The following is a 22,868-nucleotide window of genomic DNA, read 5'->3' on the forward strand; positions in this document are numbered from 1 at the left end:
GCCGGTCACATCCCCGCCAGCAGGCGGCTCAGGGCGCAAAGGCCGCGATCGCGTCCCACACACGGTGCAGCTCGGCCGCCGAGATGCCGTAGGGCGGCAGCACATAGACCGTGCTGCCGAGCGGCCGCAGCAGCACGCCCTGGTCGAGCGCAAAGCCCCTGAGCCGCTGCCCCGCCGCGGCGAGGTACCCCGCGCCGTCCACCCGCAGGTCCAGCGCCGCAATGGTCCCGCAGCGCCGCGCGCCGGTGAAGCGCGCCGCGCCGCCCACCGCCGCCAGCCGCTCGGCCTGCATCGCGCCCAAGGCGTCAAGCTGCGCCTGCATCCCCCCCGCCTGCCAGATCCGCGCATTGGCCAGCCCCGCCGCGCAGGCGATCGGGTTGGCGGTGTAGCTCGAGGAATGGAAGAAGGTCTTGGCCCGGTCCTCGGACCAGTGCGCGGCAAAGACCGCCTCGGTCGCCAGCGTCGCGGCCAGCGGGATGGCGCCCCCGGTCAGCCCCTTGGAGGTGCAGAGAATGTCGGGCGCGATCCCGGCATGGTCGCAGGCCCAGAGCCGCCCGGTCCGGCCCCAGCCGGTCATCACCTCGTCGGCGATCAGCAGCACCCCGTGCCGGTCGCAGGCGGCGCGCAGCCGCGCCAGCACCTCGGGCGGATACATCAGCATCCCGCCCGCCCCGAGCACCAGCGGCTCGACGATCAGCGCGGCAAGGTCGCCCTGCGCCGCCAGCGCCTCGAAGGCAGCCAGCGTCGCCGCCCCGTCGCCCGCGGGAAAGGGCAGGCTGTCGACCGCGAACATCAGGGGCTGGTAGGCGGCGTTGAAGACCCCGCGGGCGCCGACGCTCATCGTCCCGATGGTGTCGCCGTGATAGCTGCCGTCGAGCACCGCGATCCGGTGCCGGGGCCGGCCGCTGTTCGCCCAGAACCCTAGTGCCATCTTCAGCGCCACCTCGACGCTCGTTGAACCGCTGTCGGAATAGAACACCCGCGTCAGCCCCGCGGGGGCGAGGTCCACGAGCGCCCGGGCGAGGTCCTCGGCCGGCTGATGGGTCAGCCCGGCGAAGATCACCTGGTCCAGCCGCTCGGTCTCGGCCCGGATCGCCGCCATGATCGGCGGGTAGCGGTGGCCGTGGGTGATCACCCACCAGCTCGAGATCGCGTCGATCAGCGGGCCGCGGTCGGTCTCGATCACCGATCCCTCGGCCTTGAGCGCGCGCGGCGGCCGGGGCTCGGTCGCGTGCTGGGTGAACGGGTGCCAGACGGGCGAATCGGTCATCGGGGTCTCCGTTGCGCCGCAGGCACGGCCCGTGGCGGGGATGGGGCGGACCAGCGGGCGGTCAGGCGAAGTCCTGCGGGTCGAAGCCCGCGCGCATCGCGGCGGCAAGGCTCTCGGGCGTCAGCGGATCGAGCCGCGGCAACCGGCCCAGCACCCGCACCTGCCCGATCTGGCCGATGGTGGCGATGTTGTCGGGGTTGTCGTCGCCGACGAAGGCCACGCCATGCACACGGCACCCCCGCGCCCGCAGCGACTCGAGCGCGGTGAGCGTGTGGCTGATCGTCCCGAGCCCCGTCGTCGCGACGAGGATCACCGGCAGCCCCCAGCGCGCGAACAGCTCGGCCGACAGCAGCTCGCGGGTGATCGGGACGAGCACGCCGCCCGCCCCCTCGATCACCAGCGGGTCGGCGTCGGGCAGCGGCAGGTCGGGGATGGCGACACCGGCCAGTTCCGCCGCCCGGTGCGGCGAGAGCGGGTCGGGCAGCACCACCGCCTCGGGCAGGGTCGCGGCGCCGGTCATGCGGCGGACGAAGGCGCTGTCGCTTTCGGGGGCGTTCGCAGGATCGGCCGCAGGATCGTTCGCATGAACTGTGCATGAACCTTGCACGAACGGTGCAGGAACGTCGGACGGTTTGCGCATCGTCGGAACCGGGATGCCGGTCTGCACCGGCTTCCAGTAGCGCGCCCCGAGCAACCCCGTCAGCCCTGCCGCGAACACCGTCTTGCCGATGTCCGTCCCGGTCCCTGTGATCACAAATCGAGCCATAGTCGCTCCAACGTCGCGGCAAGCCGCACCACATCCTCGGCCGAGGCATTCAGCGTCAGCGACACCCGCAGCCGCGCGGTCCCTGCCGGCACCGTCGGCGGGCGGATGCCGCGGACGTCGAAGCCCTCGGCCTGCACCGCCGCGGCAAGCCGCATGGTGGCGGCGTCCTCGCCCACGATCAGCGGCACGATCTGGCTGCCCGACATCGGCAGATGCGGCAGCCGCGTCGACATTTCCTGTGAGAACAAGGCGATGTGATCGTGCAGCCGCTGCGGCAGATCGGGCTCGTCGCGCAGCAGGTCGAGCGCCGCGCCCCCCGCGACCGCCATCAGCGGCGAGGGCGCGGTGGCGAAGATGAATGGCCGGGCGCGGTTGATCAGCGCCGCGCGCAGCACCGCCGGCAGGCAGAGCAGCGCGCCCGACCCGCCCAGCGCCTTGCCCAAGGTGTGCAGCGTGATCACGTTCTCGCGCCCCTCGAGCGCGTGCGACAGGCCCCTGCCGCCCGGCCCCCAGACGCCGGTCGCGTGGGCCTCGTCGACGATCAGAAACCCTTCCCGATCCGCGAGTTGCGCCAGATCGTCCAGCGGCGCCCGGTCGCCGTCCATGCTGTAGAGGCTCTCGACCGCGATCCACACCGCGCCCGTGCCGCCCCGCACCCGCCAGCCTGTGATCACATCTTCGGCGTGGTCCGCGTCATTGTGCCGGAACTCGGCCACCTCGGCCCGCGCCAGCCGCGCCCCGTCACGGGTCGAGGCATGGCTCAGCGCATCCATCAGCAGCAGGTCGCCCCGCTGCGGCAGGGTCGAGACCACCGCCACATTGGCCTGATACCCGCCCCCGAAGCCCAGCGCGACCTCGGCCCCGAAGAAGGCTGCGGCGTTGATTTCAAAGGCTTCCTGCCAGTCGGTGTTGCCCCTGAGCAGCCGCGACCCGGCCGCGCCCACCGGCACGCCGTCCGCGAGCGCCGCCTGCACCGCGGCCGCCAACCGGGGGTGTCCGGCGAGCCCGAGATAGTCGTTCGAGGCGAAATCGACCCCCGCCCGCGGGATCAGCCGCCGGGTGCGCCCGGCGGCCTCGAGCGCGGCGAGATCGGCGCGGAACGGCGCCAGCCGGTCGGGCGTGCTGACGTCCCGCATCGGCTCAGCGCAGGATCGGAACCGGCGTCTCGCCCGCAGCCGCGCGCATCGGACAGGCCGCGGGCGCGCCCTCGGGGATCGCCGTGGGGGCCGGCGCGGCGGTGCCGTCGACGGGCGCGTGTTCCCACGCGACCATCGGCTGCATCCCGAGTTTCGCCAGCAGTTTCATGTCCTTGTCCTCGTCCGGGTTGCCCGCCGTCAGCAGCGTCTCACCCACGAAGATCGAGTTCGCGCCGGCGAAGAAGCACAGCGCCTGCATCTCGTCGGTCATCTCGGTGCGGCCGGCCGACAGCCGCACATGGCTTTCCGGCATCATGATCCGCGCCAGCGCGATGGTGCGCACGAAGTCGATCGGATCGACCGGCGGGGCATCGGCCAAGGGCGTGCCGGGAATCGGGATCAGCAGGTTCAACGGCACCGAATCCGGCGGCTCGGGCAGGTTCGCCAGCGTCACCAGCATGTCCACGCGGTCCTGCGCCCCCTCGCCCAGGCCCAGGATGCCGCCCGAGCAGACCTTGATCCCGCTGTCGCGGACCACGGCCAGCGTATCCAGCCGGTCGGCGTAGCTGCGGGTCGTGATCACATTGGAATAATGCGCCTCGGACGTGTCCACGTTGTGGTTGTAGTAGTCGAGCCCCGCCGCCGCGAGCCGCGTCGCCTGGGATTTGTCCAGCATTCCCAGCGTCATGCAGGTTTCCATGCCCAGCGCCTTGACGCCCTCGACCATGGCCACGATCTGCGCCATGTCGCGCTCTTTCGGGGACCGCCAGGCGGCGCCCATGCAGTAGCGGGTGGCCCCGGCGGCCTTGGCGCGGGCGGCCTCGGCGATCACCCGCTGCACCTCCATCAGCTTCGACGCCGACAGGCCCGAATCATGCCGCGCGGACTGGCTGCAATAGCTGCAATCCTCGGGGCAGCCGCCGGTCTTGATCGACAGCAGGCGGCTGAGCTGGATCCGGTTCGGGTCGAAATGCGCCCGGTGGACGGTCTGGGCGCGGAACAGCAGCTCCATGAACGGCAGATCGAAGATCTCGCGCGCGGCCTCGGGGGTCCAGTGCGGGCGGCCGGTGAGGGAGGGGGCGGTCGGGGCGTTCATCCGTAGCCTCGCAACATATGTTTGCAGGGGCGGGTTAGCAGGATTGACTGCCCCTGTTCAATGCCCTCGGGAATTGCCGCGCTGCGGGCCTGTCGCGGCGTTTGTCATTGACGCCGCCGGGCGCATTTCCTGTAATCCCCGCAAAACCAACGGGAGAGCTGACCATGACCCTGATGACCCGTCTTGCGGCCGGTGCCGCGGCGCTGGCGCTGACCTGCGGCGCCGCCGCGGCCGATCCGGCGCTGATCTTCGACCTTGGCGGCAAGTTCGACAAATCCTTCAACGAGGCCGCCTATCACGGCGCCGAGAAGTGGAAGACCGAGACCGGCGGCAACTACAAGGAACTCGAGATGCAGTCCGAGGCCCAGCGCGAACAGGCGCTGCGCCGGCTGGCCGAGACCGGGGCGAACCCGATCGTGATGACCGGCTTCGCCTTCGGCGACGTGCTGACCAAGGTCGCGCCCGACTATCCCGACACCCGCTTCGTCATCATCGACACCGTGGTCGAGGCGCCGAACGTCCAGTCGGTCGTCTTCAACGAGGGCGAGGGCAGCTATCTGGCCGGGATCGCGGCGGCGAAGGCCTCGAAATCCGGGACCGTCGGCTTCATCGGCGGGATGGACGTGCCGCTGATCCGCAAGTTCGCCTGCGGCTATGTGCAGGGCGTCAAGGCCACGAACCCCGACGCCAAGGTGATCCAGAACATGACCGGCACCACCCCGGCCGCCTGGAACGACCCGGTGAAGGGGGGCGAGCTCGCCCGCGCGCAGAAGGCGCAGGGCGCGGACGTGATCTATGCCGCCGCCGGCGGGACGGGGATCGGCGTGCTGCAGGCCGCGGCCGACGAGGGGATCCTCTCCATCGGCGTCGATTCGAACCAGAACCACCTGCACCCGGGCAAGGTGCTGACCTCGGTGGTGAAGGGCGTGGACAAATCGGTTTACGAGGCGTTCAAGGCCGGCACCGCGGTCGAGCCGGGCACCAAGGTCATGGACCTCAAGTCGGGCGGCGTCAGCCTCGCCATGGACGACAACAACAAGCCGCTGATGACCGACGAGATCACCAAGGCCATCGACGAGGCCTCGGCCAAGATCGCCTCGGGCGAGATCAAGGTCCACGACTACATGACGGACAACGCCTGCCCGGTCCAGTAAGTGACGCCGACCCAACCCGAGGCGGGGCCCGATCGCGGCCCCGCCGTGCCGACCGACCGGGGGCGCGCGGCCGCCCCCGGCACCCCGCCCGCCATCGAGCTGCGCGGGATCTCGAAATCCTTCGGGCCGGTGCAGGCCAATCGCGACATCTCGATGGTCGTCCCGCGCGGCACGATCCACGGCATCGTGGGCGAGAACGGCGCCGGCAAATCGACGCTGATGTCGATCCTCTACGGGTTCTACCGCCCTGACGCCGGCGCGATCCTGATCGGCGGCCGCGACGCGGGGATCACCGACAGCCAGTCCGCGATCCGGGCCGGGATCGGCATGGTGTTCCAGCACTTCAAGCTGGTCCCGAACATGACCGTGGTCGAGAACGTCATCCTCGGGGCCGAGGACAGCGCGCTCTTGGCCCCCTCGCTCAGCCGGGCGCGCAAGGAACTGCGGCGGCTCGCGGCGGAATACGAGATGCAGGTCGATCCCGATGCGGTGGTCGAGACGCTGTCGGTCGGCCACCAGCAGCGGGTGGAAATCCTCAAGGCGCTGTACCGCCAGGCCGACATCCTGATCCTCGACGAGCCGACGGGCGTGCTGACCCCGGCCGAGGCCGACCACCTGTTCCGCATCCTCCGCGGGCTCAGGGACGAGGGCAAGACGATCATCCTGATCACCCACAAGCTGCGCGAGATCATGGAGATCACCGACAACGTCAGCGTCATGCGGCGCGGCGAGATGGTGGCGACGGTGCGCACGGCCAACACCTCGCCCGAGCAGCTCGCCGAACTGATGGTCGGGCGCAAGGTGCTGCTCAGGGTGGACAAGACCCCGGCCCGGCCGGGGGCCCCGGTGCTCGAGATCAGCGGCCTCAGGATGCGCGACCGGCACGGGGTCGAGCGGCTGCGCGGCATCGACCTGACGGTGCGGGCGGGCGAGATCCTCGGCATCGCCGGGGTCAGCGGCAACGGCCAGACCCAGCTGATGGAGATCCTCGGCGGCTACCCCGAGCCCGGCGCCCGGATCGAGGGCGCGGCGCGGCTGAACGGCGCGGGGCTGCCCCTGACCGGCGCCGATGCGGCGGCGCGGCGGCGGGCGGGCGTCGGCAACATCCCCGAGGACCGGCAGGTCGAGGGGCTGATCATGGACTTCGACGCGTGGGAGAACACCGTCTTCGGCCACCACCGCGACCCCGAATACCAGTCCGGCCTGCTGATGGACCGCGAGGCGATCCGCAGCCGCGCCGCCCGCCTGATCGAGCATTTCGACGTCCGCCCGCCGAATCCTGACCTCGCGGCGCGCAACTTCTCGGGCGGCAACCAGCAGAAGATCGTGGTCGCGCGCGAGATCGAGGAACGCCCGTCGCTGCTGCTCGTCGGCCAGCCGACGCGGGGCGTAGACATCGGCGCCATCGAGTTCATCCACCGCCGCCTGATCGAGATGCGCGACGCGGGCGCGGCGATCCTGCTCGTCTCGGTCGAGCTGGACGAGATCCTTGGCCTCTCTGACCGGATCGCGGTGATGTTCGACGGCCGGATCATGGGCGAACGCCTGCCCGACCGGACGACGGCGGGGGAACTGGGGCTGCTCATGGCGGGGGTGGACCCGGCCACGCACCGGGCCGATGAGGGGATCACGCCCGCGACCGCCCCCGCCGCCGCCGGCGAACCGCTCAAGGTGATTTCATGACCCGCCTGCCCCGCTGGGCCGACCTCATCCTCACGCCGCTGATCTCGCTGGCGCTGGCCTTCGGCCTGTCGGCGCTGGTGATCCTCGCCATCGGCCAGGACCCGTGGGAGGCGCTCAGGACGATGGTCACCGGCGCGCTCGGGTCGTCCTACGGCTGGGGCTACACGCTCTATTACGCGACGAACTTCATCTTCACCGGGCTCGCGGTGGCGGTGGCGGCGCACGCGGGGCTGTTCAACATCGGCGCCGAGGGGCAGGCGACGCTGGGCGGCCTTGGCGTCGCGCTGGTGTGCCTGTCGCTGCCCTGGCCGCACTGGGCGCTGGCGCTGCCCGCGGCGATGGTGGGGGCGGCGCTCTTCGGCGCGGCCTGGGCGTTCATCCCGGCGTGGCTGCAGGCCAAGCGGGGCAGCCATGTCGTGATCACCACGATCATGTTCAACTTCATCGCCGCGGCGCTGCTGAACTGGCTGCTCGTCAACGTCATGCGCCCGGCGGGCAGCATGGACCCGGCGACGGCGCGGTTTCCCGCCGGCACCACCCTGCCGACGCTGAGCGACATGGCCGCCGCCGTGGGGATGAGCTGGGGCCGCTCGACGCCCGCCAACATCACCTTTCTGATCGCCGTCGCCGCCTGCGTCCTCGTCTGGGTGCTGATCTGGCGCACCCCGCTCGGCTACGAGATCCGCGCCTTCGGCAAGTCCGAGCGGGCGGCACGCTATGCGGGGATCTCGCCGGTGCGGATCACCGTGATCGCCATGCTGATCTCGGGCGCGCTCGCCGGGCTGATGACGATCAACAACGTCATGGGAGAGGCCGGGCGGCTGGTCCTGAACAACGTCGAGGGCGCGGGCTTCATCGGCATCGCCGTGGCGCTGATGGGGCGCAACCACCCGCTCGGCATCCTGCTGTCGGCGCTGCTGTTCGGGTTCCTCTACCAGGGCGGGGGGGAGCTCGCGCTCTTCTCGAACATCCCGCGCGAGCTGATCGTGGTGATCCAGGCGCTGGTGATCCTGTTCACCGGCGCACTCGACAACATGGTGCGGATGCCGCTCGAGCGGCTGTTCGCCGGTCGGTCGGGGGGGCGCGGGTGATGGACTACGCGACCGTCCTGCAGATCCTCGACAGCGCGGTGCGGCTGATGACGCCGCTGCTGCTCGCCTGCCTCGCGGGGCTCTTCTCGGAACGCTCGGGGATCTTCGACATCGGGCTGGAAGGCAAGATGCTGATCGCGGCCTTCGCGGCGGGCGCGGCGGGGGCGATGACCGGCAACCTGTGGCTGGGGCTCGGGGCGGCAATCGTGGCCTCGGGGGCGCTGGCGCTGATCCACGGGGCGACGGCGATCACCTTTCGCGGCAACCAGCTGATTTCGGGCGTGGCGATCAACTTTCTCGCCTCGGGGCTGACGGTGCTTCTGGGGCAGAGCTGGTTCGGGCTCGGCGGGCGCACCCCCTCGCTCGAGGCCGGGGCGCGGTTCCAGCCGATCACCCTGCCCTTCGCCGAGGCGCTGCGCGGCGTGCCGGTGCTGGGGCCGTTCTACGCCGAGGTCGTCTCGGGGCACACGCTGCTCGTCTATGTGGCCCTGGCGCTGGTGCCGGCGACGTGGTGGCTGCTCTACCGCACCCGCTTCGGGCTGCGGCTGCGCGCGGTGGGCGACAACCCGGCGTCGGTCGATACCGCCGGCGTCTCGGTCGTGCGGCTGCGCTGGACGGCGGTGCTGATCACCGGGGCGCTGTGCGGCCTCGCGGGGGCCTATCTCGCCGCCGGGCTCTCGGCCGGGTTCGTCAAGGAGATGACCGCCGGGCGCGGCTACATCGCGCTCGCCGCGCTGATCTTTGCCAACTGGCGGCCGTGGCGGGCGCTCGGCGCCACCTTCCTCTTCGGGCTGATGGAGGCGGTGGCCAACCGCTACCCCGAAATCGACCTCGGGCCGGTCACGGTCCCGTCCATGTTCATGCAGGCGCTGCCCTATATCCTGACCGTCGTGATCCTTGCCGGGTTCATCGGCCGCGCCACGCCCCCCCGTGCCGGAGGAGAGCCCTATGTCAAAGAACGCTGAGCTGGCGCGCCTGGTCCGCGACCGCGCCGGGTCCGAGCCGCCGGCCTACGGGCTGGTGCTGGGCTCGGGGCTGGGCCACCTCGGCGGCATGGTCGAGGGGGTGGCGATCCCCTATGCCGACCTCGACGGGTTTCCCCATGCGGGGGTCTCGGGGCACGTTCCGCAGCTTTACCTCGGCCAACTCGAGGGGCGGCGCGTGGCGGTGTTCGGCGGCCGGTCGCATTACTACGAGACCGGGCGCCCCAACGCGATGCGCCTGCCGCTCGAGCTGCTGGCCGAACTCGGCTGCGACCGGCTGATCCTGACCAACGCCGCCGGCAGCCTGCGCGAGGACATTCCGTCGGGCGAGCTGATGCTGCTCTCGGACCACATCGCCTTCGCCGGCACGAACCCGCTGATCGGCGAGCGCGACGAGCGCCGCTTCGTCCCGCTGACCGACGCCCACGACCCCGGCATCCGCGCCGACCTGCGCGCCGCCGCGGCGGCCGAGGGGGTGGCGCTGCCCGAGGGGGTCTATGCGTGGTTCTCGGGTCCGTCCTTCGAGACGCCGGCCGAGATCCGCGCCGCCCGCGTCCTCGGCGCCGACGCGGTGGGGATGTCCACGGTGCCCGAGATCATCCTCGGCCGCTTCCTCGGCCTGCGCTGCGCGGCGGTGTCGGTGATTACCAACATGGGGGCGGGGCTCTCGACCGAGCGGATCAGCCACGACCACACCAAGCAGATGGCCCCGATCGGGGCGGAGAAGCTCGAGCGGGTGCTGCGGCGGTTCCTGCGGGACTGAGCGCGGCGCGGGGTGGCGCGCGCCTGCCGCCGTCGACACCCCGACCGGACGGCGCCGTGACGCCGGACGGATGGGGGGCGCGTGGGCAGAAGCCCACCAAATCCTGTGTCATTGCGTGACATTGGCGGGGGCGGTCGCTATATGATGCGGGTCAATCGCAGGATACCAGACGCATGACCGCAGTCCCCGCGGCGCAGCCCGAATACGGCGCCGATTCCATCAAGGTTCTCAAGGGTCTCGAGGCCGTCCGCAAGCGGCCCGGGATGTATATCGGGGACACCGACGACGGCTCTGGCCTGCACCACATGGTATATGAGGTCGTGGACAACGGCATCGACGAGGCGCTGGCCGGCCACGCCGACGTCGTCTCGGTCAAGATCCACGCCGACAGCAGCGTGAGCGTGCGCGACAACGGTCGCGGCATCCCGGTCGACAAGCACCCCACCGAAGGCGTCAGCGCCGCCGAGGTCATCATGACCCAGCTTCATGCCGGCGGGAAGTTCGACCAGAACAGCTACAAGGTCTCGGGCGGCTTGCACGGGGTCGGCGTCTCGGTGGTCAACGCGCTGAGCGACTGGCTCGAGCTGCGCATCTGGCGGGGCGGCAAGGAACACTACGCCCGCTTCGAGCACGGCGACACGGTCGAGCATCTGCGCGTCGTGGGCGACGCGGCGCCGGGCGAAAAGGGGACCGAGGTGCGCTTCCTCGCCAGCTCGCGCGAGCATGGCGGGACGGGCACGTTCTCGAACCTCGACTACAGCTTCAAGACGCTGGAAAACCGGCTGCGGGAACTCGCGTTCCTCAACTCGGGCGTCCGCATCGTGCTTGAGGACGAGCGCCCGGCCGAGCCGCTGCGGACCGAGCTGTTCTACGAGGGCGGGGTGCGTGAGTTCGTCCGCTACCTCGACCGCTCGAAGAACCCGGTGCTGCCCGACCCGATCTTCATCACCGGCGAGCGCGGCGGGATCGGGGTCGAGATCGCCATGTGGTGGAACGACAGCTACCACGAGACGGTCCTGCCCTTCACCAACAACATCCCCCAGCGCGACGGCGGCACGCACCTTGCGGGCTTCCGCGGCGCGCTGACGCGGGTCATCAACGCCTATGCCCAGTCCTCGGGCATCGCCAAGCGCGAGAAGGTGGACTTCACCGGCGACGACGCCCGCGAGGGGCTGACCTGCGTGCTGTCGGTCAAGGTGCCCGACCCCAAGTTCTCGAGCCAGACCAAGGACAAGCTGGTGTCGTCCGAGGTGCGCCCGGCGGTCGAGACGCTGATGAACGAGAAGCTGGCCGAGTGGTTCGAGGAGAACCCGACCGAGGCCAAGGCCATCGTCGGCAAGATCGTCGAGGCGGCGCTGGCGCGCGAGGCGGCGCGCAAGGCGCGCGAGCTGACCCGGCGCAAGACGGCGATGGACGTGGCGAGCCTGCCCGGCAAGCTCGCCGACTGCCAGGAGAAGGACCCGGCGCTGGCCGAGCTCTTCATCGTCGAGGGTGACAGCGCCGGCGGCTCGGCCAAACAGGGCCGCTCGCGCCAGAACCAGGCGGTGCTGCCGCTCCGCGGCAAGATCCTGAACGTCGAGCGGGCGCGCTTCGACCGGATGCTCTCGTCCGAGATGATCGGCACGCTGATCACCGCGCTCGGCACCGGCATCGGGCGCGACGAGTTCAACCTCGGCAAGCTGCGCTACCACAAGATCGTCATCATGACCGACGCCGACGTGGACGGCGCGCATATCCGCACGCTGCTGCTCACCTTCTTCTTCCGGCAGATGCCGCAGCTGATCGAGGCCGGCCACCTCTACATCGCCCAGCCGCCGCTTTACAAAGTCGCGCGCGGCCGGTCCGAGGTCTATCTCAAGGACCAGCAGGCGCTTGAGGATTACCTGATCGCGCAGGGGATCGAGGGCGCCAGCCTGCGGCTCGGCTCGGGCGAAGAGATCACCGGCGCGGACCTCGCGCGGGTTGTGGACGAGGCGCGGCTGGCCCGGCGGGTGCTCAGGGCCTATCCGACCCACTACCCGGCGCACATCACCGAGCAGGCGGCGATCGCCGGCGCGATGGTCGCCGGCGCGCTCGAGGCGGATGCGGGCGCGGTGGGCGCGGCGGTAGCTGAGCGGCTCGACATGGTGGCCGAGGAGTATGAGCGCGGCTGGGCGGCGCGGCCGACGCAGGACGGCGGCCTGCGGCTGGCGCGGATGCTGCGCGGGGTCGAAGAGAGCCGGCTGCTCGACGGGCCGATGCTGCGCTCGGGCGAAAGCCGGCGGCTGGGGCAGATGACCGACGCGCTGCGCGAGGTCTATGGCCAGCGCGCGACGCTGGTGCGCAAGGACCGCGAGCTGCCGATCATGGGTCCGCTGTCGCTGCTGGACGCGATCTTCGCCGAGGGCGAGAAGGGCCTGAACCTGCAGCGCTACAAGGGTCTGGGCGAGATGAACCCCGAGCAGCTGTGGGAGACGACGCTCGACCCCGAGGCGCGCACCATGCTGCAGGTGCGGATCGAGGACGTGGCCGAGGCCGACGACATCTTCACCAAGCTGATGGGCGACGTGGTCGAGCCGCGGCGCGACTTCATCCAGCAGAACGCGCTGAGCGTGGAGAACCTCGACGCCTGACGGGAGTGCGGGGGGCTGCAATGCGCCATGCGCAATGCCGTAACCCAGGCAGTGCCCCCGCTGGCGCAGTGTCTTGCATTTGACCGAAAGCTGACTGGCTTCAACGGGTTGCAGAATGCTAGCGGTATGCCGATCGACCGTGGCGCGGAATCGACACGCTTGGTCCGTCGCGGGTGCTGCCCTTGGGAATCAGGGGCGGTTGTGCCATCAATGCTTAACGCCATCGCAGCGACCCGCGTCGCTGCTGTCAGGACAGGAGACGACCATGCGCACAGCGCTCACCTTCGCCACGGGGATCACCCTTTTCGCCGCCGTCGCCGCGCAGGCGGGCGGCTATGCTGCCCCCGTGGTCGAGACTGCGCCGGTCGTCGCCGTGACCCCGGCGCCGCTGTCGGATTGGGCGGGCGCTTATGGCGGCGCGTCGATCGGCTATTCTGGCCTCTCCGACGATGTCGTCGGGCTGGATTACTATCTGTCGGGCCGGCGGATCAGCCACGGCACGGACCTCGGTGCCACGGATATCAAGGGTCCGACGTTCGGATTGAACCTCGGCTATCGCTGGCAGCGTCAGAACTGGGTGTTCGGCCCCGAACTCTGGATCGAGGGTGGGAACGTCAAGGCCGACGACGACATCGTCTACAAGGGTGAGGCCAACGGCGTACAGATCGACGTCGAAGGCAACCTGGAATCGAAGCTCAAGAACCTTGTCGGCCTGCAGTTCAAGACGGGCTATCTCGTGAACCCCGAAACGCTCGTCTACGGCACCGCCGGGGTGGTGCGCGGCAAGTTCGAGCTGACGGCCACCAACCCCCGGGGGTCGCTGACCGAGAGCTATTCGTCCAGCGGCTATACGCTGGGACTCGGCGCCGAGCGCAAGATCCGCGACAACCTGTCGGTCTATGGCGAGTGGCAGTACCGCGACTTCGGTCGCACCGATGTGCTGTTCGACCTCGGGCAGGGCGAGGTGCTGGACACCGTCGCGACGCCCGTTCACCACAACATCAAGATGGGTCTGAACTTCAAGTTCTGAGGTTGCTCGCGTTGCGATGGGGGGCCGTCGGCGTGAGCCGGCGGCCTTTTTGCTTGAACCGTCAGGCGCTCATCCGGCGCGGCAGCGGCACCGGCAGGGCGCGGTGGACGCAGGCCACGGCAAAGCCCTCGGCCACCCAGGCCCGCAGCGCCGGATCGGCGGCGTCGAGCCCACCTGTGTAGGCGCCGAAGGCCGGCAGGATCATGTGATCGGCCCCGACCAGCAGCGCACGGCGACGGGCGCCGGCCAGCCGCAGGACCGGGTGGAAATGCCCGGCGATGTCCGGGCCCTCGCCCTCGGGCTGGTGGCGCAGCACCGCCCCGCCCAGCACCGCCTCGGGCGCGCAGCGACCGGGCAGCCGGCCCGCCGCCGGGCGCGGGTCGTGGTTGCCCGCGATCCACAGCCAGTCGCGCCCCGCCGCGAGCGCCGCGATCCCCTCCCCCACCTCGGGCTCGAGCCCCTCGACGGCCGCATCGTCGTCGAACCCGTCGCCCAGGCTGACCACGCAGGCGGGGTCGAGCGCCGCGACCTCCTCGGAGAGCCGCCGCAGGGTCTCGCGCCCCTCATAGGGCGGCAGCAGCGCACCGCCGCGGCGGGCCATGCGCTCGGACTTGCCGAGGTGCAGGTCGGCCACGATGAGCCAGCGACCCTCCGGCCACCACAGCGCGCCGGAACAGCGTGCCTCGAACACCAGCCCGTGCCAGCGGAAGGGGAAGCCCGTCACGGCCGGCCCTCAGTGTGCCCGCGGCACCGTGGCCGGGCGCGGACCGCGCCGGGGCCGGCGCGCCGCCTCCGGGTCGCGCGACTTCAGCCCGGTCGCGGGGCGGTTCACCCCGTCGCCGATCCCGGCCATCCGGGCCGCCTCGGCCGGGTCGGCCGACAGCGTCAGCCCCGCATCTGCCATCATCGCCTCTGCCTCTGCCTCGGCCAGCCGCATCCGGCCCTGCCCGTCGATCCTGACCCGCCCCATCTCGAGCATGAGCGGCGCGGCCAGCGGCGATACCCGGTCGAGCATCCGGTGGTCAAGCCGGGGCGAGCGGTCCAGCATCTCCTCGATCCGGCCGAAGTCGACGAGGCCGCGGCCCGCCTCGATGGCGGTGATCCGCAAGAGCAGGTGGTCGGGGTCGTGGCGGCGCAGCGTGTCATACAGGATGTCGCTGGAAAACGTCGCCTGCTTGCCCGATCGCCGCCCGCCCGGCAGGTTGCGCTGAATCAGCCCGGCGACGATGGCCACGTTGCGGAAGGTCCGCTTCATCACCGCATTGCCGCCCAGCCAGTCGCCCAACCCCTCGCGCAGCGCGGCGCGGTCCAGCAGCGTTTCGGTCTCGGTCACCGGGTCCACCGACCAGATCAGCAGCGCGTAATCGGTGGCGAGGAACCCGAGCGGCCCCAGCCCCGCCAGCTCCATCGTCCGGGTCATCAGCAGCCCCAGCGTCTGCAGCGCGTTGCGCCCGGCAAAGCCGTAGAGCGCGAAGTGCCAGCGCCCGTCATAGCGGAAGCTTTCCGACAGAAGCGTGCCGGGCTGCGGCAGCGCCGATTGCTCGGCCTGCAGCGCGAGCCAGTCGCGGGTGTCGGGGGGCAGCGCCGACCAGCGCGCGGGGTCGCCGATCAGCGCCAGCACCCGGTGGCTGAGCTCGGTCGAGGTCGCCAGCTTCAGCCCGTTGAAGGTAGCGATGCGCGGCTCCTTGTGAGGGTTCGGCGTGACCTCGATGCTGAGCTCGCGCAGCCCCTCGTACCGCACCGTCTGGCCGCCGATCAGGAAGGTGTCGCCGGGGACGAGGGTGGCGGCGAACCCCTCCTCGATCTCGCCCAGAAGGCCCTTGCCGCGCTGCCAGCGGACCTTGAGCGTCTCGGGGTCGATGATCGTGCCGATGTTCATCCGCAGGTCGCGGGCGGCGCGGGGGTCGCGCAGGCCCCACAACCCGCCGCGCTGGACGAGCCGCTGCCAGCGGTCATAGGCGCGCAGGGCATAGCCGCCGGTGGCGCAGAAGTTCAGGCAGTCGTCGAAATCGGCGCGGGTCAGCGTGGCGTAGGGGCCGGCGCCCGCGACCTCGGCATAGAGCGCGTCGGCGTCGAAGGGCGCGGCGCAGGCGGTCAGCAGGATGTGCTGGCAGAGCACATCGAGCGGCCCCGGCCCGCGCGGATCGCCGTCCAGGTCGCGCGCCCGCACGGCCTCGAGCGCGGCGATGCACTCGATCACCTCGAAGCGGTTGGCGGGCACGATGCGGGCGACCGAGGGGGCGTTGTAGCGGTGGTTGGCACGCCCGATGCGCTGCACCAGCCGCTTGACGTTCTTGGGCGCGCCGACCTGGATCACCAGATCGACGCCGCCCCAGTCGATCCCGAGGTCGAGGCTGCCCGTCGCCACCACGGCGCGCAGCGCGCCGGCGGCCATCGCCGCCTCGACCTTCTGGCGGGCCTCGCGTGACAGGCTGCCGTGGTGCAGGCCGATCGGCAGGTTGTCCTCGTTCGCGGCCCAGAGCTGCTGGAAATAGAGCTCGGCCTGGGCGCGGGTGTTGATGAAGACGATGGTCGTGTTGGCGCCCCGGATCGCGGCCAGCACCTCGGGCACCGCGTAATGGCCGTTGCCGCCGGCCCAGGGGGCGGGGCGGGCGGTGGGCAGCATGGCGATGTCGGGATCGGGGCCGGGGTCGGCGTGGATCACTTCGGCCCAGCCCATGAAGCGGGCGAGCGCGGCGGGGTCCTCGACCGTGGCGCTGAGGCCCGTGGCGCGCAGGCCCGGGGACAGCGTCCGCAGCCGCGCCAGCCCCAGCATCAGCTGATCGCCGCGCTTGGATTCGGCCAGCGCGTGCAGCTCGTCCAGCACCACCCGGCGCACGCTGCCGAAGATCTTCGGCGCCTCGGGGTAGCTCAGCATCAGCGCGAGGCTTTCCGGCGTGGTCAGCAGGATCTGCGGCGGATCGGTCCGCTGCCGGGCGCGGGCGGCGGACTTGGTGTCGCCGGTCCGGTCCTCGACCCGGATCGGCAGGCCGAGCTCGGCCACCGGCCGCGCGAGGTTGCGGCCGATGTCGGCGGTCAGCGCCTTGAGCGGCGAGACATAGAGCGTGTGCAGCCCCGTATGCCCCCCCGCGAGCTCCACCAGCGACGGCAGGAACCCGGCGAGCGTCTTGCCGCCCCCGGTCGGCGCGACCAGCAGGCTGTCGCCCGTCGCCTCGAGCAGCGCGAGCTGGTGCGGGTGCGGCGCCCAGCCCTGGCGCGCGAACCAGTCTTCAAAGGCGGGGGGCAGGCTGGTCACGCCGCGCCCCCGTCATCCGCCGGACCGGGGGCTTTGCGCCCCCGGAGCCCCGCAGGATATTTTTTGTCAGGAGAACTTGGGGCGTCCGCGCCCCCCGCGGACCGGTCCGCACCGTCATTCTGGCCCAAGTCTGACTCCGTCGCCCCCCCGGGCGGCTGGGCCTCGTCGCGGCGCTTCTTGCGGCCGTGGCGGGTGCCGGCGCGGGCGGTCTCGGCGTCGAAGGCGTTGGGCGTGTCGATCATCGCGGCCAGCGTCTCGAGCCGGTCGGCCTCACCCGGGGGCTTGTCCCAGCGGATGCGGCTGATGCGGGGAAAGCGCATCGCCACGCCGGACTTGTGCCGCGCCGAGCTGTTCACCCCCTCGAACGCGACCTCGAGCACCAGCTTCGGCGCCACCGCCCGCACCGGGCCGAAGCGCTCGGTGGTGTGGTTGCGCACGAAGCGGTCGAGCTCGCGCAACTCCTCGTCGGTGAAGCCGAAATAGGCCTTGCCGACCGGCACCAGCATCTCGCCGTCCCAGAGCCCGAAGGTGAAGTCCGAGTAGAACCCCGAGCGCTTGCCGTGCCCGCGCTGCGCATACATCAGCACCGCGTCCACCACCCGCGGGTCGCGCTTCCACTTGAACCACGGTCCCCGCGGGCGGCCGCCGACATAGACCGAATCGCGGCGCTTGATCATCACGCCCTCGATCACCGCGTCGGGCGGATCGGCCCTGAGCGCGGCGAGGTCGTCCCACGTCTCGAAGGGCAAGAGCCCCGACAGGTCGATCCGCTCCGAGCCGAAGTCGGCCGCTTCCAGCACCGCGCGGCGCTCGGTGAAGGGCAGGCCGCGCAGGTCGCGGCCCTGCCAGATCAGCGCGTCATAGATCCGCAGCCCCGCCGGGTGGCTGGCCAGCATCGCCCGGCCCACCCCCTTGCGGTTCAGCCGCTGCTGCAGGTCGTTGAAGCTGGCCACCGCGCCGTCGCGGCGCACCACCAGCTCGCCGTCCAGCGCGCCGTCATAGTTCATCGCCGCGATCACGTCCGGGAAGGCGGCCGAGATGTCCTCGCCCGTCCGCGAATAGAGCCGCCGCACGCCGCCGTCGCTGACCGCCTGCACGCGGATGCCGTCCCATTTCCACTCGGCCGCGTGCTCGGCCGGGTCGAGCGCACGCAACTCGTCCAGATCGGTCGGGGTGGACAGCATCACCGGGCGGAACGGCGCCAGCGCCGCCTGTTCGGGGCGCGGGCCGCCCTCGATCCAGGCGAAAAGCTCGGTGAAGGGCGGGGTCAGGCCGTGCCACAGCTCTTCGATCTCGGCGAGGCCCGGCCCGCCCATCTGCGCCAGCGCCGTCCGCGCCAGCCGCCCGGAGAGCCCGATCCGCAGGTTGCCGGTGGCGAGCTTGAGGAACGCGAGCCGTTCCGACGCGCCGAGCCGGTCGAGCACCCCGGCGATGGCCGCGGGCAACCCCGCCTTGCCGGTGGTTTCCAGCAGATGCACCGCGTCGGTGACGCTGAGCGTGGCGCCGCCCTCGCCCTCCCACAAGAGCGCGATGGTCTCGGCCAGGTCGCCGACGAAGTCGTAGCTGAGCGCGAAGAGCTCGTCGTCGAAGCGCTCGACGGCCAGCCCGCGCAGCAGCGAGGGGGTGACGGTCCGCAGCTTCAGGTCGCCGGTCAGCGCGGCGAAGGCATAGCCGCGATCGGGGTCCGGGGTGCGTTCGAGGTAATGCTGCAAGAGTTGCAGCTTGGCGTTCCGCGAGGGCGTGAACGCCAGCCGCTCGAGCAGGTCGGCGAACCCCTTCATTCCGCCTCGTCCTCATAGCCCACCAGCCGCAGCGGCCGGGCGCGCATCTGGTTCAGCGCGCACCAGCGCAGCACCCCCTCCTCGGCGCCGTGCGTGACCCAGACCTCTTCGGGGCGCAGCTCCTGCAGGGTCTGGGTGAGTTGCGGCCAGTCGACGTGATCCGAGATCACCAGCGGCAGCTCGACCCCGCGCTGGCGGGCTCGGGCGCGCACCGTCATCCAGCCCGAGGCGAAGCCGATCACCGGGTCGCGGAAGCGCTGCACCCAAGGCGAGGCGAACGCCGAGGGCGGGGCGATCACCACCTGCCCCTCGATGTCCTTTGGCGTGGTGGCCGGGCGCAGGTCGCCCAGCGCGATGCCCTGCGCCACGTGATATTCGGTCAGCCGTTGGGCCGAGCCGTGCAGGTGGATGGGGGCGTCGTAGCCCTCGGCCCTGAGCAGCGCGATGACCCGCTGCGCCTTGCCCAGCGCATAGGCGCCGATCAGGTGCTTGCGGTCGGGAAACTCGGCCATGCTGGCGAGCAGGCGGCGCGTCTCGGCCGCGGGGTCGGGGTGGCGGAAGACCGGCAGGCCAAAGGTCGCTTCGGTCACGAAGATGTCGCAGGCCACCGGCTCCCACGGGGCGCAGACGGGGTTCGGGGTGCGGCAATAGTCGCCCGAGACGACGATCACCGGCCCGTCCGCACAGGCGAGGCGGATCTGCGCCGAGCCGAGGATGTGGCCGGCAGGGTGGAAGCTCACCTCGACGCCGCCCAGCCGCAGGGGGCCGTCCGCGACCTGCCGCCGGGCGGTGAAGTCCTCGCCATAGCGGATCGCCATGATGTCGAGCGTCTGCGCGGTGGCCAACACCGCGCCGTGGCCGGAGCGGGCGTGGTCGCCGTGGCCGTGGGTGATCAGCGCGCGCGGCACCGGGCGCACCGGGTCGATGAAGAAGTCGCCCAGCGGACAGTAAAGCCCGGCATCGGTGGGATAAAGGCAGTCGTCGGCGCGCAGCATCCCGCCCAACGCCGGTGCGGCGGCTTGGTTCACCTATCGTTCACCCGCCCGGCGGGTCGGCAGCGGGCGGTCGGCGAAGATCGTCTCCATGCTGAACATCCCGGTGACGCGCTCGAGGTCCAGCCCCTCGATCAGCGCCTTGTAGACCCGGTCATACCCCGCCATCGAGCCGGTCGAGACCTGCGCGAGATAGTCCCACTCGCCGCCGATGCGGTGAAAGGCGGTGATCTCGGGGATCGACTCCGCCCGGCGGCGGATGCGGTCGGCCCAGCGGTCGTCGTGGTGGCGGGTGCGGATCAGCACGAACACCGTCAGCCCCAGCCCGACCGCGGGGGCGTCGATCACCGCCCGGCTGCCGCGCAGGACCCCCGCCGCGCGCAACTGCCCGATCCGCCGCCAACAGGCGTTCTGCGACAGCCCCAGCCGCTCGGCGAGTTCCCGCTGCGAGAGGCTTGCGTCGGCCTGAAGCTCGGCGAGGATGCGGTGGTCGGTTTCGTCAAGTCTGGGCGTTGAGGCGATCATATGACAACCAAACAGCTCTGCGAGTTATGACATTGATGATGATCCATCGCGTGGCATGGGTCAAACTGGATCGCATGACCCAGCCTGATCTCTTCACCCGCTTTCGCGCCGCGCTCGGCCCCGACCCGGCCCCTGCCCTTCACGCCGGGCTGATCGGCCACGGCGTCCCGGTGGACGGCCCGTTCGGCCCGCACCCGCTGGTCTATGCCGATTACGTCGCCTCGGGACGCGCGCTGCGGCAGGTCGAGCGGTTCGTCATGGACGAGATCCTGCCGTGGTACGCCAACAGCCACACCGAGGCCTCGGCCTGCGGGGCGGCGATGACCCGCGCCCGCCGGGCCGCGCGGGCCGAGATCCTGCGTTGCTGCCACGGCGACGAGGGCCACGCGGTGATCTTTGCCGGGTCGGGTGCGACGGCGGGGATCAACCGGCTGGTGCATCTGATGGGCGTCGGGCCGGGGACGACGGTGATCCTCGGGCCCTACGAGCATCACTCGAACATCCTGCCGTGGCGCGAATCGGGCGCCACGGTCGTCGAGCTGCCCGAAGCGGCGGGCGGGGGCCCCTGCCCCGACGCGCTCGAGGCGGCGCTGGTGCCCGACGCGGTGGTGGCGCTCTCGGCCTGTTCCAACGTCACCGGCATCACCTGCGACGTGGCGGCGCTGACCGCGCAGGTCCACGCGGCGGGCGCCCGCGTGGTCTGGGACTACGCCGGCGGCGCCCCCTACCTGCCCATCGACCTGAGCCTGGGGATGGAGGCGGTGGTCGCCTCGCCCCACAAGTTCGTCGGCGGGCCGGGCGCCTCGGGCGTGCTGATCGTCCGCCGCGACGCGGTGCGCGCGGACCGGCCGAGCAGCCCCGGCGGCGGCACGGTGCGTTTCGTCTCGCCGCACGGCCACGACTATGCCGCGGGCGTCGAGGCGCGCGAGGAGGCCGGCACCCCCAACGTCATCGGCGACATCCGCGCGGCGCTGGCGTTTGCGGTCAAGGACGCCATCGGGCAGGCGGCGATCGACGCGGCGCACGCGCGCTGGTGGGCGATGGCGCGGGCGCGGCTGGCCCGCGACCCCCGGATCGAGCTGCTGGGCAATCTCGACTGCCCGCGGGTGCCGATCCTGTCGTTTCGCCTGCGCGACAGGCAGGGCGGCCATGTCCACCAGCAGCTTGCCACCCGGATGCTGAGCGACCTGCACGGGGTGCAGGCGCGCGGCGGCTGCGCCTGCGCGGGGCCTTACGTGCACCGGCTGCTCGGGCTGGACCGCGATGCCTCGGACCGGCTGCGGGCCGCGATCCTCGCGGGGCACGAGGTCGAGAAGCCCGGCTTCGTGCGGCTCAACCTCTGCTGGCTCGCGCCTGAGGCCGAGGTCCGCTTCATCCTCGACGCCATCGCCGACGTGGCGGCCCGCGCCCCCGGCCTCGCCCCGCGCTACGCCTGCGACGAGAGCCGGGCGATCTTCTCGCCCGCTGCCTGAGGGGCCCGGTCGCGGGTCTTGCGCGAATCGGCGGGCCGCCCCACTCTTCACGGAAACGTGAGGCCGCGGCCCCTGCCCGGCGCGCCACCCCGGAAGGTGACCGATGCCCCGCTTCCCCCTCTGCCTCGCGCTGGCGCTGGCCCTCGCCACCCCGGCCGCCGCCTAGGTGACCGAAGAGGACGTGTGCGAGGTCGCGGGCGACCTGATGCACATCGCCGTCACCCAGCGCGAGGGCGGCGCCACCCAGCGCGAGGCCGCCCGCTACATCGCCGCCGGCATCGGCGAGGCGGCGAGCAACCAGTCCGGCAGCCGCGCCGACCGCCAGCACGTCGCCAACCTGCTGGGCGGGATGGCCACGACGCTGCTGCGGATCGCCTATTCGCTCGACCTCGACCCGCGCATCGACAACGCGCAGGTGGCCGCGCGCACCGTCTATGCGATGTGCCTGCGGGACGAGCTCTAGGCCCCGGCCCCCGCGCCGCGCCGCTCGCACATCCGCTGGGCCACATAGTCGCGCAGCAGCGCCACCCGGCGCGGGCGAAAGCTGGTGCCGCCCGGCGACAGGCGCTCGATCCGCGGGATGTGGAAGATGCGGAAATCCATCCGCAGCCGGCAATGCGCCAGCAGCATGAGCGAGCGGTCGGCGTGGCTGATCCCCAGCGGCCAGACCTCGCGCTCGGTCACCGCGTCGCTCAGGTCGCGGTAGCGGATCACGAGGCTGGTCTCGTCCCAGCACGCCTGCCGGATCGCGCCGAGGTCGAGGTGCGGCGGCACGAGCTCGGTCGGCGCCGGGGTCCAGACGCGGGCCACCGCGTGCAGCGCCATCTGCGCCTGCCGCTCGGGCAGGGTGGCGATGATCCGCGCCAGCGCATTCTCGCCCGCCCGCGTCAGCGCCGGGTCGCCCAGCCGGGGCAGCTGCGCCACCGCCAGCCGCAGCGCCTCGATCTCGAGCCGGTCGAAGCTCTGCGGCGGCAAGGCCGGGTCCTCGGTCAGGCGATAGCCCACCCCCGCCGCGCCGTCGATCAGTGCCCCGCCGGCGCGCAGGCTGGCGATGTCGCGGTAAAGCTGGCGCAGCGAGACGCCGGTTTCCGCGGCCAGCCGCTGCGCGGTGACCGGCGCCGGCAGGCGGCGCAGCGCATCCATCAGGCGCATCAGGCGGTCCGAGCGGGCCATGCCGCGACCTTCGGTGAGCGCACGGCGCCGCGCAAGCCGCCCGCCCGGTGGGCTGCTGCCCGATCCTGTCAGCAGCGCCGTGCGA

At 71.5% G+C, this 22,868-nt stretch carries 18 protein-coding genes and 1 pseudogene; 9 read left to right on the forward strand and 10 right to left on the reverse strand.

Going from position 1 to position 22,868, the window contains the following annotated elements:
• Positions 1 to 28: 28 nt before the first annotated feature.
• The 4 genes from ACFHYO_RS08625 to bioB all read right to left on the reverse strand — a co-directional run bounded on the left by ACFHYO_RS08625 (position 29) and on the right by bioB (position 4,268).
• Positions 29 to 1,270 carry an adenosylmethionine--8-amino-7-oxononanoate transaminase gene (locus ACFHYO_RS08625; protein ID WP_394319744.1) on the reverse strand — a complete coding sequence of 414 codons (1,242 nt, stop codon included), beginning with the start codon at positions 1,268 to 1,270 and terminating at the stop codon, positions 29 to 31.
• Positions 1,271 to 1,331: 61 nt separating this feature from the next.
• Entirely contained in the window at positions 1,332 to 2,024 is a 693-nt protein-coding gene (gene bioD / locus ACFHYO_RS08630) for an ATP-dependent dethiobiotin synthetase BioD (RefSeq protein WP_394319746.1), read from the reverse strand.
• A complete protein-coding gene (locus ACFHYO_RS08635; RefSeq protein ID WP_394319748.1) occupies positions 2,021 to 3,172 on the reverse strand; it encodes an 8-amino-7-oxononanoate synthase in 1,152 nt (383 codons plus the stop codon). The genes bioD and ACFHYO_RS08635 overlap by 4 nt, the downstream gene beginning before the upstream one ends.
• Positions 3,173 to 3,176: 4 nt before the next feature.
• A complete protein-coding gene (gene bioB / locus ACFHYO_RS08640; protein WP_394319750.1) occupies positions 3,177 to 4,268 on the reverse strand; it encodes a biotin synthase BioB in 1,092 nt (363 codons plus the stop codon).
• Positions 4,269 to 4,432: 164 nt separating this feature from the next.
• On the opposite strand from bioB, the gene ACFHYO_RS08645 reads away from it, so the two are divergent.
• The 7 genes from ACFHYO_RS08645 to ACFHYO_RS08675 all read left to right on the forward strand — a co-directional run bounded on the left by ACFHYO_RS08645 (position 4,433) and on the right by ACFHYO_RS08675 (position 13,584).
• Positions 4,433 to 5,422 (forward strand): BMP family lipoprotein, encoded by a 990-nt coding sequence (locus ACFHYO_RS08645; RefSeq protein WP_394319752.1) that lies wholly within the window; start codon positions 4,433 to 4,435, stop codon positions 5,420 to 5,422.
• Positions 5,423 to 5,467: 45 nt separating this feature from the next.
• A complete protein-coding gene (locus tag ACFHYO_RS08650; RefSeq protein ID WP_394319794.1) occupies positions 5,468 to 7,105 on the forward strand; it encodes an ABC transporter ATP-binding protein in 1,638 nt (545 codons plus the stop codon).
• Complete coding sequence (locus ACFHYO_RS08655) at positions 7,102 to 8,196, forward strand: ABC transporter permease (protein ID WP_036699969.1); 1,095 nt, start codon at positions 7,102 to 7,104, stop codon at positions 8,194 to 8,196. Before ACFHYO_RS08650 ends, ACFHYO_RS08655 begins: the two co-directional genes overlap by 4 nt.
• On the forward strand, positions 8,196 to 9,161 hold the full coding sequence (locus ACFHYO_RS08660; RefSeq protein ID WP_036699966.1) for an ABC transporter permease: 966 nt from the start codon (positions 8,196 to 8,198) through the stop codon (positions 9,159 to 9,161). The genes ACFHYO_RS08655 and ACFHYO_RS08660 overlap by 1 nt, the downstream gene beginning before the upstream one ends.
• A complete protein-coding gene (locus ACFHYO_RS08665; protein WP_394319754.1) occupies positions 9,145 to 9,942 on the forward strand; it encodes a purine-nucleoside phosphorylase in 798 nt (265 codons plus the stop codon). Before ACFHYO_RS08660 ends, ACFHYO_RS08665 begins: the two co-directional genes overlap by 17 nt.
• Positions 9,943 to 10,115: 173 nt before the next feature.
• Positions 10,116 to 12,554 carry a DNA topoisomerase (ATP-hydrolyzing) subunit B gene (gyrB, locus tag ACFHYO_RS08670; RefSeq protein ID WP_036733922.1) on the forward strand — a complete coding sequence of 813 codons (2,439 nt, stop codon included), beginning with the start codon at positions 10,116 to 10,118 and terminating at the stop codon, positions 12,552 to 12,554.
• Between the two features lie 265 nt (positions 12,555 to 12,819).
• A complete protein-coding gene (locus tag ACFHYO_RS08675) occupies positions 12,820 to 13,584 on the forward strand; it encodes an outer membrane protein (RefSeq protein WP_394319756.1) in 765 nt (254 codons plus the stop codon).
• A gap of 61 nt (positions 13,585 to 13,645) precedes the next feature.
• On the opposite strand, the gene pdeM is transcribed toward ACFHYO_RS08675, so the two are convergent.
• The 5 genes and pseudogenes from pdeM to ACFHYO_RS08700 form a co-directional block, all read right to left on the reverse strand.
• The gene (pdeM, locus tag ACFHYO_RS08680; RefSeq protein WP_394319758.1) at positions 13,646 to 14,308 is read right to left on the reverse strand and encodes a ligase-associated DNA damage response endonuclease PdeM; all 663 of its coding nucleotides are present in this window, start codon (positions 14,306 to 14,308) and stop codon (positions 13,646 to 13,648) included.
• A 9-nt stretch (positions 14,309 to 14,317) separates the two neighbouring features.
• Positions 14,318 to 16,840, reverse strand: a complete 2,523-nt coding sequence (locus tag ACFHYO_RS08685; protein WP_394319760.1) for a ligase-associated DNA damage response DEXH box helicase — start codon at positions 16,838 to 16,840, stop codon at positions 14,318 to 14,320.
• 236 nt (positions 16,841 to 17,076) lie between these two features.
• A pseudogene (locus ACFHYO_RS08690) lies at positions 17,077 to 18,621 on the reverse strand (cisplatin damage response ATP-dependent DNA ligase); the annotation flags it as partial.
• Entirely contained in the window at positions 18,618 to 19,613 is a 996-nt protein-coding gene (locus ACFHYO_RS08695; RefSeq protein ID WP_394319796.1) for a ligase-associated DNA damage response exonuclease, read from the reverse strand. The pseudogene ACFHYO_RS08690 and the gene ACFHYO_RS08695, both read right to left, overlap by 4 nt.
• 36 nt (positions 19,614 to 19,649) lie before the next feature.
• A complete protein-coding gene (locus tag ACFHYO_RS08700; protein ID WP_036733323.1) occupies positions 19,650 to 20,138 on the reverse strand; it encodes an Lrp/AsnC family transcriptional regulator in 489 nt (162 codons plus the stop codon).
• Positions 20,139 to 20,212: 74 nt separating this feature from the next.
• Here ACFHYO_RS08700 and ACFHYO_RS08705 point away from each other — a divergent pair, with 74 nt between their 5' ends.
• Both ACFHYO_RS08705 and ACFHYO_RS08710 read left to right on the forward strand, forming a co-directional pair.
• Complete coding sequence (locus ACFHYO_RS08705; protein ID WP_394319762.1) at positions 20,213 to 21,610, forward strand: aminotransferase class V-fold PLP-dependent enzyme; 1,398 nt, start codon at positions 20,213 to 20,215, stop codon at positions 21,608 to 21,610.
• A gap of 166 nt (positions 21,611 to 21,776) precedes the next feature.
• Positions 21,777 to 22,073 (forward strand): hypothetical protein, encoded by a 297-nt coding sequence (locus tag ACFHYO_RS08710; RefSeq protein WP_394319764.1) that lies wholly within the window; start codon positions 21,777 to 21,779, stop codon positions 22,071 to 22,073.
• Here the strand turns inward: ACFHYO_RS08710 and ACFHYO_RS08715 are convergent.
• Positions 22,070 to 22,783, reverse strand: coding sequence for a helix-turn-helix transcriptional regulator (locus ACFHYO_RS08715; RefSeq protein ID WP_394319766.1), 714 nt, complete (start codon positions 22,781 to 22,783; stop codon positions 22,070 to 22,072). The genes ACFHYO_RS08710 and ACFHYO_RS08715 overlap by 4 nt on opposite strands.
• Positions 22,784 to 22,868: the final 85 nt, after the last annotated feature.

Source organism: Paracoccus panacisoli, assembly GCF_042435015.1.
Taxonomy (GTDB): domain Bacteria; phylum Pseudomonadota; class Alphaproteobacteria; order Rhodobacterales; family Rhodobacteraceae; genus Paracoccus; species Paracoccus panacisoli.